Here is a 14425-nt window from a genome sequence, read left to right as displayed (position 1 = left end):
TCACCTGTAAAGCTGCACGAGGTCATGGAACACGCCGGTCGAGGCACTGCCGCGATTGCCCTGAGCGCTGCCGACGATCTCGACATACAGTGATAGATTTGGCGGCGATGAGGTATCGGGACCTACAGGTTCGGTCAAAAACAACCGGACGAACTCTTTGACTGGCACGTTGGTGGTGCGACCGCGGATGGGATTGGCGGTACAGTCGATCCCGGCGGCGACCACCACGCGGCGATCGGGGTCGGAGGATTGGTTGTTCGAGCAGATCGGACGCCCGGTTTCCTGACGCCCGGTGAGGATATTGCTGCGCGAGCTGCCGCCACCTGCGGCAGCGATCTCGGCACGGTAATAGGCGTAACGCGTGGTGGCTGAGGGATGCGGATCGGTTGCACCGTAGTTCTTGCTGACATAGTTCGCCCGCCCGGCTGACCAGTTGCCATCGCCAAACCGCGTGCAACCGCCGCTGCCAAAGCAGGTGTCGCGCGGCAATCCCACCGAGTTCATAGAGGCCGGAGAATTACTGCTGGTGCACGTCGCGCCCTTGCCCTTCGGGACGATGCCCTTGATCACGTTCGGGGCTGGCGCGAAGTTCGGATTGTTGCGCTTGCCGTTCATGATCGAGTCATACATATCGAAGCGCACGTTGAAGCTTGAATTCTCAATGCCGACTTTCTGGCCCGGCTCGGTGTCGACGCCCCGCATGGCAAAACACTGGGTGATGTTGCCTTCCGCGCCAATCAGGCAAGCGTCGAGTTGCGCGCCATTGAGCCCCGCACAGGGGCCGCCTGCGTCAACCGCAAGCTTGTTGGGGTCAAGGAATCCGAAATCACCCGGCCCCCAAGCCGCACCGCTGCCGCCCGCGCGCAGCAGGATCATCTTGCCGATATTCTGATCGGCCTGAAACGACGGCGACGGAATGCAGAACATCAGCGGCGTGATGTCACAAGCATATTGGGTGAAACCCGCCACTGCAGTTCCGCCGACCTGCGTGTCAGGAGCATCGTTGCCGGTCAGCGCCAGAAAGGCCGCACCAATGGTGAACGACACGTCGTGCGGTACGACTGCGATGCGCACATAAGCGGCAGCGAGTGGATCGGTGGTTGCTCCTGCCGTCAGCGCCGTGGTGTCGCTGGTGGGCAAAGTGCTGAAAAAGCTGATAGTATAGTCAAGCGCCCCACCCAGATCATGATTGTCATCGCCAAAGCTTTGGTAATCGGCAATCAGATTGGCCGCAGCGGCGGTCGCTCGGGTGATAGAGTCGGATTTTCCATCCAACTCTCCCGCGGACGCCAGCGCTGCAGTGTCGGCAAAGGACTGCAATTCGGATTGGGTCGCTGCGACGCGCCCCATGTCGAAAGACATCGCAACGATGCCTAGAATGATGATGATAGCCATTGCCCAGAAGATCAGGACCGCCCCGTCTTCATTCGTCGTAAATGACCTGACCCCGCGTACGATGTGCATTTGGATCTCCATCAGCCGATCAGTTGAGGTCTACGATTTCGACTTCGGTGGCCCGACGCACCCGCACAGTGGATTTTGCGGCTTCTGCCTCGGGCACCGGGGATTTCTCATGCAGCAGGTCGCTGAGCTTCACGCTCTGCATCGGCGCATCGGTCGCGCCGTCAAGTGTGCGCAGCGACAAGCTGAGGGTTCCGGCTTCTTGTGCCAACGCGAGGCGTTGGGCGTTGTCGGGGCTTACTTCCACCGTGACTGTCCGGGCAACGGTCGGCTGTTCCACGTTTGCGTCGGAGTCCTGATCCACCCCAATCACCCGGATGTTCTGCAGGATGGTGACAGAGCGCAAATCTTCATTCTTGCCTTGCGTAAGCAAAATATCGACCGTGTCGCCGGGTGTTACAAACCCGGCAACTGCGGTTTCGGCATCAACCTTGATCGCCATCGCCCGGGTGTTCACTCCAAGACCCTGTACGATGGTAACTTTCGCTCCGAATTCGGAAACTTTCGACGCAAGGATCAAATCGCCCGCTGCCATGCCAAACTTAGCGCGGCGCGGTGGTTGGCCGGACTTGGGAATGAGCAGGGCAACATCACTGATGGCCCCCGGCGGCAGCGCATTGCGCGGCCAGGAAATCACCTCAAGCATCTGCGCCTGAATCGCCTGACCATAGGGAATATCACGGGTCGCGATCACCACCCGAACCAAGTCGCTGCGACCATCGGTTGCAGCGACAGGTGCATCGGCCGCGATCATGATCTTTGCCCCATAAGCCGAGCCTCCGGCAACCGCGATGCCAAGCAGGGCAACCAGTACTGATCGAATTCCCATGGCAAACTCCATTCGTCTTAGAGGGTCGAAAGGCAGTCAAACAAAGACAACGTGCCGGGACGGATTTCGCCGACCCGGCACATTGGATCAGTACAATTCAGGGCTGCGGCATTGCGTCGCCAGCCAGTCCCATGGCCGTGGTGACATCTCCGCCAAGCAGGGTGAGCGCCCCAACGCCAACCGAAACGGCGAGGGCAACGGCCACGCCATATTCGACAAGCGTCACGCCCTCGTTGCAGTGACGGAAACGGATGAAAGTTTTGAGCAGAGCATCGAACATTACAAACTCCATGGTTGGGCAGCAGAGCGCCAAAGGGTTTCACGAACCGGGTTTCTCCTCGGCTCTGCTTCAGTTTCGCCAACGGCGTGCTGCACGCATCATCTGAAAAGATGAGATTTTCCCGTGGCGGTTGTTTTTTTGAACAAGCCGTAGCGCAAATCGAGGTGGCGTGGCGTGCGGAAGCATGACGTAGCTTTGAGAGGGAGGTCGAGCGACCGCCCGAAAATCGGACAGCTGAACCGCTCCGGGTTTGCTAGGGTTTGTTGACGTTTGAGGATTCCCAAATCAGTTTCTGAGTGATTCAAGGTTGCCAAATGGGAGGCAACCTTGATCCGCACCGCTTTGACCGACGCCCAATGGGAAACCATCGCCCCGCACTGTCTTGGCCGGGAATGTGATCCCGGTCGCACGGGGCCTGATCCGCGCCTTTTTGTCGAGGCCGTTCTCTGGATCGCGCGCACCGGCTGCCCTTGGCGCGACCTGCCCGAGGATTTCGGGAAGTGGAACTCAGTCTTCAAACGGTTCCGCAGATGGGTGAAGGCCGACGCATTCTATCGTATGTTCAGGATGTTGGCCGAAGATGCCGACTTCGAATACGCCATGATCGACGGCAGTATCGTCACGGTCCACCGCCACGGTCAGGGCGCAAAAGGGGGACTCAGAGCCAGGCCATCGGACGTTCTCGCGGCGGCATAACCACCAAGATCATGGCCCTGACCGACGCACTCGGCAACATGATCAACTTCCGCTTGCTGCCCGGACAGGCGCACGACCTGCGTGGCACCGCAGCCCTGATCGAAGGGCTGTCCTGCGGCCAGTTCCTCGCGGATCGCGCCTTCGACGCCAACTGGCTGCGCGATGCGCTGACCGGCGCAGGGATCGAAGCAGTCATACCCCCTAAATGCAACCGCCGCTTCCCGGCGGAGTTCGACCGCCACACCGACACATGGCGGCACCTGATCGAGAACTTCTTCGGAAAACTAAAGGAATACAGAGGCATCGCCATGCGCTGCTGCAAAACAGACGAAAGCTTCAGCGCGTTCATCTCCCTCGCGGCAACAGTGATGCGCACAAGATGAACATCAACAGACCCTAGGGGAAGATTGCTGGGAATATCCTGTTTTCGCCGTTCGCGAAGAGGCATGGTATGAACCCGCAGATGAGCAAATGGCATGCCTGTACGCCATCGGGAAGAAAGGGCTGAGACGGAACGACATCGCCGCAGTGGACTTGGTCGAAATCGCAACTGAAGCAGGTCAGCACAGGTGTAGTGCTCAGTCCGCGTTCATGATTGGCCCATTGACCGGGAATCTGCCCGATGACTGTATCGTCGCGAAGATATTCGCACCCACCAGTGTCTTCCGGGATTTTGCGACCGAAGGTGGGTCGCTGAACCAAGAATCTCTATTTCCTAATAAGGCCTCTGATCCTTTTTTGGCTGCTCTTAGCTCTGTTCCATGGGTGAAGAGGTACCATGATGGTCAAAGTCTTGGCATCGACTTTTATGATCGTGGTCTTGGTCTGCCTGAGTACAACGTGCGCTCGATAAAGCGGAATGGGTCGGAGGTGTGCTTCGGGTAATCCCCCCCGAAAGTAAGGGGCTGCATAAGTAGAATTTTCTCGCCAAGATGAACGAGGAGATTCTGAATGAAGACAAGCAGATACACTGAGGCGCAGATTCTTGCGATCCTGCGTCAGGCCGAAGGCGGTGTGCCGGTGGCAGAGCTGTGCCGCGAGCATGGCATGAGCAATGCGTCGTTCTACAAGTGGCGGGCGAAGTATGGCGGCATGGATGCGTCGCTGATCAGCCAGATGAAGGCCATCGAGGACGAGAACCGCCGGCTGAAGCGGATGTATGCGGACCTGAGCATGCAAGCCGACCTGCTGAAAGAGGCTCTCGGAAAAAAATGACGCGGCCATCTCAACGCCGCGAGATGGCCGAGAAAGCGGTGGCGCGACACAAGGTCAGCATTGCGCTGGCCTGCCGGGCCTTCGGGGTCAGCGAGACCTGCTATCGCTATGGCCCGAAGTTAAAAGCCGAGAACGAAGAGATCGCCGACCTTCTGGTGGGTCTGACCGACGCCCGCAAGACCTGGGGCTTTGGGCTGTGCTTTCTGCATCTGCGCAACGTGAAGGGCCATCCGTGGAACCACAAACGCGTCTATCGGATCTATTGCGCCTTGGAACTGAACCTGCGGATCAAGCCCCGCAAGCGGCTGAAGCGGGACAAACCTGATGTGCTTGCTGTGCCCGAGGCACCCAACATGACCTGGTCCATGGACTTCATGGCAGATCGCCTCGGTGATGGCCGTGCGTTTCGGCTGCTGAACGTGCTGGATGACTTCAACCGCGAGGGGCTGGGTATCGAGGTTGACTTCTCGCTACCCGCCGAAAGGGTCATCCGGAGCCTGGACCGGATCATCGAATGGCGCGGCAAACCCGGCACCATAAGGGTCGACAACGGCCCGGAATACATCAGTGGCAAGCTGCTGATCTGGGCTGAGAGACAGGGCATCACGATCCAGCACATCCAACCCGGCCAGCCGCAGCAGAACGCCTACATCGAGCGATACAACCGCACCGTCCGGCATGAATGGCTCGACCAATACATCATCGAAACCATCGAGGAGGCACAGGATCACGCCACACAATGGCTATGGACATACAACAACGACCGCCCGAACATGGGCATCGGCGGCATCACACCCGCCCAGAAACTGAAAATGGCCGCGTAAGTTCTACGGATGCACCCCGTTAAAAATGGGGGGATTACCCCTTCTATCGTCGATTTTGGATTGCTGACATTCTTCCTGAAGGATCAGTCTTCTCAGAAACCAATTTCTATTTGAGTGGGGAAACGCTTTTTCATGGTACTGCTGGCAGTCTCAATGAATTCCCCAAAGTTACCGCGTTGCTAAATGAAACAGAATCCGTGGCCGTAGAAGTCGATGGACTAATTGCGTATCCCTACGCAAAACCCGGTTCGTTTGCGAAAGGCATATATCTCGAGAAGCAAGAGGATGGGACCATTCTTCTTACTGAGCTTGCTGTGGACCAACATGGTCTAAGACCAGCCGGATTTGGCGTCACAAGAGGTATCTATGTGCTTCGGCGTGCAAAACTGGCTCTGACTCAATTTCGATGCACTTCATGCCATGCCCACCAGCCTTGCGCGCAGGAGATCAAGGTTGGCGCGGCCGTACATCTGGCGTTTGACCAGCTTCAGCTTGGTGATCTGGCCCTCGGTCTGGCCATTGGACCACGGGCTCGTGATGGCGGCGGTTACGGCTGCCCGGTCGGCAATGATCCCGCGAGTGAAGGCGGCGAGCAATGTGGTTGCGCCTTCAATCCAGCGGTCGAGGTCTTCGGAACATCCCGTGCGGATCATGTGGTGGAAGTGTTCGACAAGGTCGCGCACCTGCCGCAGGTTTGGCAGTTCCGCCTCGATCAGTGTGACCAGCATAAGGTCGGCGCGCGACAGGCGTTCCGAGCCAAGCATAAGCAGCCTGGCGATCATGCGCGAACTTGGGCATCTGCGGGGCAACTCCGCCGCCTCATCTCGGCGTCGCCGAGTCGCCCATTCCGCCACGACGCGCAGGGATCCAGCATAGCCTCGGGCGCGCAATCGCCTCCAGAGTTCCGCACCGCTCCGGCATCCGCCATCCCATTCGTAGGACAACCAGTCGAGGTGTCCGTTAAGGGTGCTGGCTCTTGGCCGGAAGATCTCAGACTGGTCGCCACGGGCGATGGCGCGAACGCATTTGCGCGACCGGCCGGTCCGGCGCATGATCTCTTTAATCGGCACCTTGGCCATCACCATGTCCATGATGATGGCATTTTCCGCCGATCTGCGCCGCCAGCCCTCGTATTGATTGCGCTCAACGGCGGTCATCAGCTTAGGGTCAAGCCGCCCCGTGCCCACAATCCGCCGGATGTCTCGCATCGAGTTGCGGACGACGCCAAGGAAGGCCGAGCTACAATTTTCCATGAGATGCCAGCGGTCTGCGACCTGTACGGCGTCCGGACGCCCGCGGAGATCAGCAGGTCCATAGCCGCCACCGCGATCCCGCGCGATGATCTCAATGGAGGGTCGTGCCGCCAGCCACGCCTGAACCGTCGCCGTTTCGCGATCCGGCAGGACATCGATGATCCGCCGTTTTTCGAGGTCACAGACGACGGTTCCATAGCGGTGGCCCTTCCGCCAGGCCCAGTCATCGATCCCGATCACTCGGGGTGCGCCATCCGTCGGTGGTGCCCTTCGGCGCACAACCCTGAGCAAGGTATCTCGGCTGACCGGAAGGACCAGTCGCGCCGCGGTCCGCTGCCCTGGCCTGCCACCAAGCGCGAGGCCTATGTGATGGACAATGCCTTCTAGACGCTCTGTCCGCCGCCCAAAACGCTGCGCGACAGCCGGGTCAAATTGCTCGGCAAAAATCTCCACCGGGCAACCGATCGACCTGCATCGGAACCGCCGCGTTCGAAGTTGCAAGCTGACCGCAGACCCATGCGAGGGCAGATCAGCCAGAGTTCTGACGTATCGGCTATGAACCGAAACCGATACCGCCGCGCATCGCGGGCAGGACGATGACTGCGACGACGATCGCGCCACCACCGTGATCTGGCCGTCAGACATTTCGATTGCTTCAACAGTCAGCCCTTCCGGGGCCTCCACACCAGTTTTGTGCATCCGCGGCATCTTGTTGTTCCTCCCGAAGCCATCACAACATGTCGAGCCAGAAAAGGTGCATCAAGATTGAGTCAGAGCCAGTTTTGCACGCCGATTGACATGCTGGAAGCCGTAGGCGTGCTGACCATCCACCCGCGCTCGGGTATCCAATTCGTGCGGCCGGGGCTGGAGTTGACCCACGCCACCTATCAATTCCGCAGCATCATCGAACGCGCCGCCGTCCGGGTGTTCGCCGAGAACGCCGACGAGTCCCTACTGGAAACCCTCACCACCCGCCACACCGCCCTGATCGCGCAGATCGAAGCACATGGCGTCACCCCCGACGATCTGACCGAGGTCGATGCGGTCGAGCAACTGATGCACGCCTCAGTGACCGGCATCATGCAGAACCCTTTGATAGATATAAGCTATCGCCGGATGATGAACTACCTGCGCCTGCTACGGCTGGACCGAAAATTCACCGCACCGATCATCCTGCGTACCCTGCGCGAACATATGGAGATCCTGAATGCCTGCACCCGCCGCCATGCGGATGCGGCAGAGGCAGCCCTGCAAGCGCATCTGCACGCGGCGATTCAGCGCAATATCGGCTTTATGTGATCAGGCGATCTTGCGCAGAAACGCCGCCATCTCGGTCGGATTCATCGCCACAACATGCTGAGGCTCGGGGTAAGCCCCCGAGGCCACATCGGCAATGAATTCCCGGTAAGCCGCGATCCGCTCCTGCTGCAACCGATCAAATTCGGCGGCGAAGTTGCGATACACCTTGGCATGGCGCGGCAGATGGCCCCGGTTTTCGCCAAGGATGTCTTCCGAGAACAGATACTGCATATCACACCCCGCCCCCGCCCCCATCGACCACAGCAGGATGTTCACCCGACGGCTGATCTCGGTGGCAACCTCGACCGGAACCACCTCAATCTCCACCGCAAACGCCCCCGCTGCCTCGTAAGCCTGCATCTCGGCCAGCAGCGCCACCGCCGTCGCAGCGGTTTTGCCGACAGCCTTAAATCCCCCGGTCCAAGTATTACGCGACGGCACAAGACCGACATGACCGACCACCGGAATATGCTCGTCCGCAAGAAACCGCACCGTCGCCAAACTGCCCGAGCAATAGATCGCATCCGCGCCCGCATTCAGCATTTGCCCCGAAAACCGCAGATAATCCTCGCGCGTGCCAGCCGAGCGGTGATCCACCCCGGTCATCGAAAACAAGCTGGGGGCGACCTTCCGATAATCCGGCTGCGTCACCAACTCGGGCGGCACCGACACCACATCAATCCCCGCCTCCTCAGCCGCCGCCGCTTCCTCCAGCGTGAACAGCCGCAGCATGGTCAACTGACCTTTGCCCTTTTTCGCCCGCAGATCGGCAACCGTTGGTTTCTTGCGCATGGCTCTATCCCAATTCAATTTCAACGCGGTCGCCCACCACTCGAACGGGGTGCCGCTTCAGATCAATGCAAACCGGAGCCCGCAAAGCCGCCCCCGTGCGATAGTTAAATCGTCCGTTGTGCTTGGGGCACTCAATCGTGTCGCCATCCACCAAACCATTGCAAAGATGCACCTGTTCATGCGTGCAAAGCCCGTCCGTGGCGTGAAACGTGCCGTCCGGCGCGTGATAGATCGCATAGGTTTCCCCGCCATGATCAAACCGGATCAGGTCTTCTGCGTCGATGTCATCCACACCGCAGGCATCAATCCAGGCCATGTCAGACCCCTTCTCTGGCAATTTCAATCTCATGGAACTCATCGCGGTAGGGCCGCGCCGTCGCGGGCAGCGCCTTACGCGCATAATGGGTGGGATCTTTGCGCTGCCGCAGCAACGCGCGCGTCATCTCGACATATGCCGCGTAAATCGACGGGTTCGGCGCGGGCAGATCATGCTTGATCGCCTCATGCAAACGCGGCAGCGCGTGATAGGGCACCATCGGAAACATGTGGTGTTCGACGTGGTAATTCATGTTCCAATACAGCCAGCGGCTGACCGGGTTCATATACACGGTGCGCGAGTTCAAACGGTGATCCACCACATCTTCCGCCAATCCGCCATGCTGGATCAGCCCGGTCATATACATATGCCAGCAACCATAAATCCGCGGCCCACCGATCAGTATCAACGGCAACCAAGACCGCAAGCCAAGCGCCAGCAGGATCGTCGCGGCATAAATCGCCATGTGCAGCCGCGCCCAGAAAACCGCCTTGTGGCGTTCGGATTCCGGGATATAGGTCTTCTCGCCCTCATTCAGCCCAACAAAAGCATGCCGCGCCAGCGTGCGCAGATCGTAGAAAATAAACGGAATCCCGATGAAATTCAGCGCTGCCATCACAATACGCGGTGGCCGCATGAAGCCGATTTCCGGGTCTAGCCCGACGATAATCGTATTGGTGTGATGCCGCGCATGGCTCCACCGCCAGGTGGTCGGGTTGCGCATCACCATGAAACTGGCGATCTGATAGACCACATCATTCATCCACGGCGTCTTGAACGCCGTGCCATGCCCCGCCTCGTGCCAGCGGCTGTCGCAGGCCGAGCCATAAAGCAGTCCGTAGACGAAGAAACACGGCACGCAGGCCCACGTCCCCCACAAAACGCTACCGCCAATCCCGGTCAAAACCAACAGCCCCAGCCAGATCACCGTATCGCGGATTGCAGGGCCGTCCGAGCGTTGCATCAACGCCTTCATCTCTTTGCGCGGCACGTCTGAATGATACCATTCCGCCGAAGCCAGACCGATTTCCTCGGCATGGGCGCGGCTTTCCCCGGTCAAGCTATAGTCGCGCGGGGCATAAATGCGGGTGAAAATGCTCATGGCATGGTCCTTCGTCTTTAGCCCTCAGCGACCGCTTAGGTGCGGAAACTGGCCAGAGGGCGTGGGGAAATCTTCGTCAGGCTGCGCCGCGATGGCGCGGATGGCGGCTTCGGATCTGGCGATCTGTTCGGCCCCATCCAACACCTTGAAGCGGGTCTGATACTGCCGCGCCTCCTGCGGCCCCAGCCAGATCATCTCGCCCCGATCGCGCGCGGCTTGGTTGCCGAGAACATGATGGGTCGAGGGCTCAATCCCCATCACATAAGCGCCGGACTGGTAGTATTGCCATTGATAGGCGCAGGGGAGTTGTTCTTTTTTCGTGGTAACTTCGATCCCTAAGCCAATGCGATCATTCACCAAAGCGACAGGCACCTCTCCCTCAGGATTAGCGCCCATCTCATGCTGCCAAACCTGCTCGGCAAAGCCATTGCTGGGTGCTGGCGCGCGTTGATATCCCACCTCCTGCGCGCGGTACCGCCCCTCATGCGCGGCCCAGACCACGTCCTTGATCGGAGCCAGATACCGCGCGCCCTCCTCCAACACCGGATGGCCGATGTTGATATGGTAAAACATCATATGCGGCGTTTTGAGGAACCCCTCATTCACCACGCGGTCAGACAGCCGAATTTCATCGCCACCCACATCGGCCTCAATCCGGCGATAGAGCACCAGATTTTCGCCAAACACCGTGGCCTGAGAAACCACCCCCTCGGCCCACAGCACGCAAGCGTCGCCGTCCCAAGCCTCACCATACCCCGTCAACCGCGCCGGGATCGCAGACACCCGACCATGCAAGCCATGACTGGCCGTCTTGCGCCCCGGATAATTGTAACTCTCGGTCGAAACCACCTCTGGCCCCAGAATATGATCCAACCCACAGGTCACCAGAAACCCCGAGAAACTGCGCGCCCAAGCGAAGCCGCCCTCGCCTTCCGCATCATGCAACCCCGGATGCCGAAACCCCGCCGCCGAATGCCAGCCAACCGCGCGGCCCTGATGTTCGACCTCGGCAATATCCATCGCGCGGTCCACCAAAACGGTAAACCGCAAGCCCGACCCTGTGCGAAACTCCAGAATCCGCAGCCCACGTTCCACGCCGTCGCCCAGCGTCATCAGCCGCACGCCCGCAAATTGCGACGAGTTTCCCGCCCGCGCGGCAATGTCTTGCCGCGTCAATGTCTGTCCGAAAAGCTGCGGCACAGTGACCTCCTGCAAAACCGGGCGGCGCGTCATGGCGCCGCCCGCTTGATCTCAAACCCCGTGGGCCGCGAATTTTCCGTCCATGAACGCCTTCGAGCGCGGCACATCCGCCTCGTCCAGATGCTCGACGATCATCGGAATGTTCGGGTGCTTTTTCGCCAGCAGTTGCAGGTAAAGATCGTAGTTCAGCGACCCCGTCCCCGGCGCGTTCAGCACGATCTCGCCCACACCGCGGAAGGTATGCGAGGCCAAAGCATCATCATCGCCGATATCGGCGTGCTTCTCTGACTTATCATCGCCCGCCCGCGCCACATCCTTGGCATGCGCAATCTTGATCTTGTCCGACAACGTGTCGAACACCTGATGCAAAATACCGTCCATGTTATCAATGTTGTGCGACTCGAAGTAGTTGGTCGGGTCCATCAACAAGCCCAACCCCGGATGATCGACCTGCGCGAACATCTTGACAGTTTCTTCAACCGAGCCCACCACATTGTTCACATAGGTTTCCAAGAGGAACATCGCGCCGTGGTCATAGGCTTCCTGCGCCAGTTCGGCGATGATCTTGCGGCAGACGTCAAAGCCTTCCTCGGTCTTGTTCTTCGGGTCCGACATCCATTCGGATTCGGTGTTGTAGGTGCCCGTTTCCGAGATTACATAGGGCGTCCCCAGCGCGCGCGCGTTGCGGATGATATCCTTCAAGCGGTCCACATTGGCCTTCCGATGCGCCAGATCGGGGTGGATGATGTTGGTATAGCCCGAGATGCAGCTGATCGGCAGATCATACGCGCGGAACGTGTCGCGCACTTTCTTGCAGTTCGCCGCCGTCAGGTTGCCGTGGCTCAGGTCAATATCCTTGAAATGTAGGTCCAACTGCACGGTGTTAAAGCCGTGGCTGCGGATTTTCTTAGCCGACTCTTCCAAGCCATAGGGGAAATACCCCGAAAAAATACCCAGTTGCATCATGGTGAAGTTCCTCCCTCAGTTCGTTGAAATTTCAGACAATTTAACGGTGCGTCCCTCTGCGATAGACCGATACCCGGCCTCGATCAGCGCAACCGTTTTGACGTTATCGGCCACCGAAAGCGCCGGGGCCGTGTCGGTTTTCACCGCATGTTGCAGCTGCTCCATCACCCCGATGAAAGCCTGCGGGAACCACATGCTGTCCCATGTCGGCGTCACCCATTTGCCGCCCGTCGCGGTTTGCGAGGCATAGCTCAGCGTCGAAGCCGTCCCGGTTGGCCAACCGATAGACCCCTTGGCAACCCCTGCGGTGCCCTCCACCCGAAAAGTAATGCTCTGGTCATTCTCGTACCCCTCAGCACGCGGGCCGGACCACACATCCTCCAGACTGACCGCCAAAACCCCAGATTCAAACCGCAGCGTCGACACCGTAATCCCGTCCGAATGTTCAAACGTCGTGCGCGGGTCTTTGCGGGTCTGCGTGGTGATTTCAGTGGGTTCGCCAAACAAAAACCGCAGCACATCCAGATGATGCACCGACATATTCGCCAGCGTCAGCCGATCATAATCCGACAGAAACCCCTGCCAATGCGGGATCGCGTGCATGTCGATCTGGGCAAACACGATTTCTCCAAGATCGCCGCGATCAATGATCTGCTTCAGCACCCGCATCGACTGGTCATAGCGCATGTTCTGATTGACGCTGAGAACCTTGCCCGCCTGCGCCGCCGCATCACGCAAGGCAATCGCATCGGCCAACGTCAAAGCCAGCGGCTTTTGCGCCAAAATCGCCTTGATATGCGGCTGCTTAAGCGCGGCATAAATCAGCGCAGGCTGTTGATCCGGCGGATAGGCAATGTCCAAAATCTCAATAGAGGGGTCCGCAATCAGCGCCTCCGGCGTCGCATGAACCTTGGCAATCCCCCAGCGCTTGGCCACCGCAGCGGCCTTGCTTTCAGTCCGGCTGGCAATCGCGCCAACCTTAAAGCCGGCCTCGTGGTAAGCCGCCAAATGGCACTCCGCCATGATCATGCCAGCCCCAATGCAACCGATCACCAGATCATTGGTCCGCACCACCGGATCGGGCTGAAACCCCAATGCGTCGCTCATTGTCTATCCCCTCCCAAGGAATTTCCGCCCGTTCGGGGCAGCGCCTCTCCGCCCGCCCCGAAATACATCACCCGCGCCGGATCACAGCCAAGGCCGACCAGCGCGCCCACCCGAATATCCGGCTGCCCGCGCAGCATCGCCCGCAACGGCTGCGCCCCAGCGGTCAAAGTCACCACGGTATAGCCGCCCAAAGGCTCCACTTCGGCCACCGTCGCAGGCACCCCCGCGCCACCCTCCCAAACGGAAACCTGCAAATCCTCCGGTCGCAGCCCCAGTTCGGCAATTCCCGCCTGCGCCCCAGCGGCCACTTGCAAAGCCCCAGCCGCGGCCTCCAACCCCGCGCCTGTCGCCTGCACAGGCAGAATATTCATCACCGGGCTACCGAGAAACCGCGCCACATAAGTCGTTGCCGGATGGTCATAAATCTCAACTGGCCGCCCAATCTGCCGGATCGCGCCATGCTCCAGAATGGCCATCCGGTCGGCCACCGACATGGCTTCCTCCTGATCATGCGTGACATAAATCAGCGTCCGCCCCGCCTCGCGCTGGATGCGCTTCAACTCCACCCGAGTTTCCTCACGCAGCCGCGCATCCAGTGCCGAGATCGGGTCATCCATCAGATAGGCCGCCGGATCGCGCACCAAGGCCCGCGCAATCGCCACCCTTTGCCGCTCGCCGCCCGAAAGCTGCCCCGGCATCTTGTGCAGGATATGGCCAATATGCAGCTTCTCCGCCGCATCCTTCAGTCGCGCCTCAATCTTCGCAGGCGCTTCGCGCCGCTCCACCAACGGAAACCGCACGTTATCCGCCGCCGTCATATGCGGAAACAAAGCCAAATTCTGGAATACCATCGCGATATTCCGCGCCGCTGGCGACACCTCGTTGACGGCTTTACCGTCAATCAAAATCTCACCGCTATCCGGCTTCTCCAACCCCAAGATCAGCCGCAGGATCGTGCTTTTCCCCGACAACGGCGGCCCGAAAAAGCAAAAGAACTCATTATCGGCCACGGTGAAACTCGCGTCATCCACCGCCAAAGTGGCACCATAGCGCTTGGTCACATTGCGAAAGGCAATCTCGGCCAT

The 14425-nt window shown here is 59.4% G+C and carries 14 protein-coding genes; 3 read left to right on the top strand and 11 right to left on the bottom strand.

Going from position 1 to position 14425, the window contains the following annotated elements; all coding sequences use genetic code 11:
* From ACS5RD_RS14500 to ACS5RD_RS14490, 3 genes are all read right to left on the bottom strand, one after another.
* Nucleotides 1-1464 (bottom strand): TadE/TadG family type IV pilus assembly protein, encoded by a 1464-nt coding sequence (locus ACS5RD_RS14500; protein ID WP_489928009.1) that lies wholly within the window; start codon nucleotides 1462-1464, stop codon nucleotides 1-3.
* Nucleotides 1465-1483: 19 nt separating this feature from the next.
* Nucleotides 1484-2290: a Flp pilus assembly protein CpaB gene (gene cpaB / locus ACS5RD_RS14495; protein ID WP_489928008.1), complete on the bottom strand. Its 807-nt coding sequence runs from the start codon at nucleotides 2288-2290 to the stop codon at nucleotides 1484-1486.
* 97 nt (nucleotides 2291-2387) lie between these two features.
* The gene (locus ACS5RD_RS14490) at nucleotides 2388-2570 is read right to left on the bottom strand and encodes a Flp family type IVb pilin (protein WP_489928007.1); all 183 of its coding nucleotides are present in this window, start codon (nucleotides 2568-2570) and stop codon (nucleotides 2388-2390) included.
* A gap of 327 nt (nucleotides 2571-2897) precedes the next feature.
* On the opposite strand from ACS5RD_RS14490, the gene ACS5RD_RS14485 reads away from it, so the two are divergent.
* A protein-coding gene (locus ACS5RD_RS14485; protein WP_489927828.1) for an IS5 family transposase occupies nucleotides 2898-3649 on the top strand; the annotation gives its coding sequence in 2 pieces (ribosomal slippage) (nucleotides 2898-3228 and nucleotides 3228-3649; 753 coding nt in all).
* A gap of 568 nt (nucleotides 3650-4217) precedes the next feature.
* Nucleotides 4218-5305, top strand: a protein-coding gene (locus tag ACS5RD_RS14480; RefSeq protein WP_489928006.1) for an IS3 family transposase whose coding sequence is annotated in 2 segments (ribosomal slippage) — nucleotides 4218-4473 and nucleotides 4473-5305 — 1089 coding nt in all. Because the reading frame shifts where the segments join, the coding sequence is not laid out codon by codon here.
* 413 nt (nucleotides 5306-5718) lie between these two features.
* On the opposite strand, the gene ACS5RD_RS14475 is transcribed toward ACS5RD_RS14480, so the two are convergent.
* Nucleotides 5719-7266 (bottom strand): ISL3 family transposase, encoded by a 1548-nt coding sequence (locus ACS5RD_RS14475; protein ID WP_489928005.1) that lies wholly within the window; start codon nucleotides 7264-7266, stop codon nucleotides 5719-5721.
* Nucleotides 7267-7323: 57 nt separating this feature from the next.
* Here ACS5RD_RS14475 and ACS5RD_RS14470 point away from each other — a divergent pair, with 57 nt between their 5' ends.
* A complete protein-coding gene (locus ACS5RD_RS14470) occupies nucleotides 7324-7857 on the top strand; it encodes an FCD domain-containing protein (RefSeq protein ID WP_489928004.1) in 534 nt (177 codons plus the stop codon).
* Here ACS5RD_RS14470 and ACS5RD_RS14465 read toward each other — a convergent pair whose 3' ends face one another.
* The 7 genes from ACS5RD_RS14465 to ACS5RD_RS14435 are packed head-to-tail and all read right to left on the bottom strand — an operon-like array spanning nucleotide 7858 to nucleotide 14425.
* Nucleotides 7858-8649: a 3-methyl-2-oxobutanoate hydroxymethyltransferase gene (locus ACS5RD_RS14465; RefSeq protein WP_489928003.1), complete on the bottom strand. Its 792-nt coding sequence runs from the start codon at nucleotides 8647-8649 to the stop codon at nucleotides 7858-7860.
* 4 nt (nucleotides 8650-8653) lie between these two features.
* Nucleotides 8654-8965, bottom strand: coding sequence for a MocE family 2Fe-2S type ferredoxin (locus ACS5RD_RS14460; protein WP_489928002.1), 312 nt, complete (start codon nucleotides 8963-8965; stop codon nucleotides 8654-8656).
* A 1-nt stretch (nucleotide 8966) separates the two neighbouring features.
* On the bottom strand, nucleotides 8967-10067 hold the full coding sequence (locus ACS5RD_RS14455) for a fatty acid desaturase family protein (RefSeq protein WP_489928001.1): 1101 nt from the start codon (nucleotides 10065-10067) through the stop codon (nucleotides 8967-8969).
* Nucleotides 10068-10091: 24 nt separating this feature from the next.
* Entirely contained in the window at nucleotides 10092-11267 is a 1176-nt protein-coding gene (locus ACS5RD_RS14450) for an aldose 1-epimerase family protein (RefSeq protein ID WP_489928000.1), read from the bottom strand.
* 51 nt (nucleotides 11268-11318) lie between these two features.
* A complete protein-coding gene (locus tag ACS5RD_RS14445) occupies nucleotides 11319-12233 on the bottom strand; it encodes a sugar phosphate isomerase/epimerase family protein (RefSeq protein ID WP_489927999.1) in 915 nt (304 codons plus the stop codon).
* A gap of 15 nt (nucleotides 12234-12248) precedes the next feature.
* Nucleotides 12249-13340, bottom strand: a complete 1092-nt coding sequence (locus ACS5RD_RS14440; RefSeq protein WP_489927998.1) for a Gfo/Idh/MocA family protein — start codon at nucleotides 13338-13340, stop codon at nucleotides 12249-12251.
* On the bottom strand, nucleotides 13337-14425 hold the full coding sequence (locus ACS5RD_RS14435; protein WP_489927997.1) for an ABC transporter ATP-binding protein: 1089 nt from the start codon (nucleotides 14423-14425) through the stop codon (nucleotides 13337-13339). The genes ACS5RD_RS14440 and ACS5RD_RS14435 overlap by 4 nt, the downstream gene beginning before the upstream one ends.

The organism is Cypionkella sp. PAMC25878, from assembly GCF_058135695.1.
This window is presented reverse-complemented; position numbering and strand designations above follow the sequence as displayed.

Excerpts from the sequence above, each read along its gene's own strand:
- ACS5RD_RS14500 (WP_489928009.1), bottom strand. The coding sequence starts at position 1,464 with ATGCACATCGTACGCGGGGTCAGGTCATTTACGACGAATGAAGACGGG.
- cpaB (WP_489928008.1), bottom strand. The coding sequence starts at position 2,290 with ATGGGAATTCGATCAGTACTGGTTGCCCTGCTTGGCATCGCGGTTGCC.
- ACS5RD_RS14490 (WP_489928007.1), bottom strand. The coding sequence starts at position 2,570 with ATGTTCGATGCTCTGCTCAAAACTTTCATCCGTTTCCGTCACTGCAAC.
- ACS5RD_RS14475 (WP_489928005.1), bottom strand. The coding sequence starts at position 7,266 with ATGCCGCGGATGCACAAAACTGGTGTGGAGGCCCCGGAAGGGCTGACT.
- ACS5RD_RS14465 (WP_489928003.1), bottom strand. The coding sequence starts at position 8,649 with ATGCGCAAGAAACCAACGGTTGCCGATCTGCGGGCGAAAAAGGGCAAA.
- ACS5RD_RS14460 (WP_489928002.1), bottom strand. The coding sequence starts at position 8,965 with ATGGCCTGGATTGATGCCTGCGGTGTGGATGACATCGACGCAGAAGAC.
- ACS5RD_RS14455 (WP_489928001.1), bottom strand. The coding sequence starts at position 10,067 with ATGAGCATTTTCACCCGCATTTATGCCCCGCGCGACTATAGCTTGACC.
- ACS5RD_RS14445 (WP_489927999.1), bottom strand. The coding sequence starts at position 12,233 with ATGATGCAACTGGGTATTTTTTCGGGGTATTTCCCCTATGGCTTGGAA.
- ACS5RD_RS14440 (WP_489927998.1), bottom strand. The coding sequence starts at position 13,340 with ATGAGCGACGCATTGGGGTTTCAGCCCGATCCGGTGGTGCGGACCAAT.
- ACS5RD_RS14435 (WP_489927997.1), bottom strand. The coding sequence starts at position 14,425 with ATGGCCGAGATTGCCTTTCGCAATGTGACCAAGCGCTATGGTGCCACT.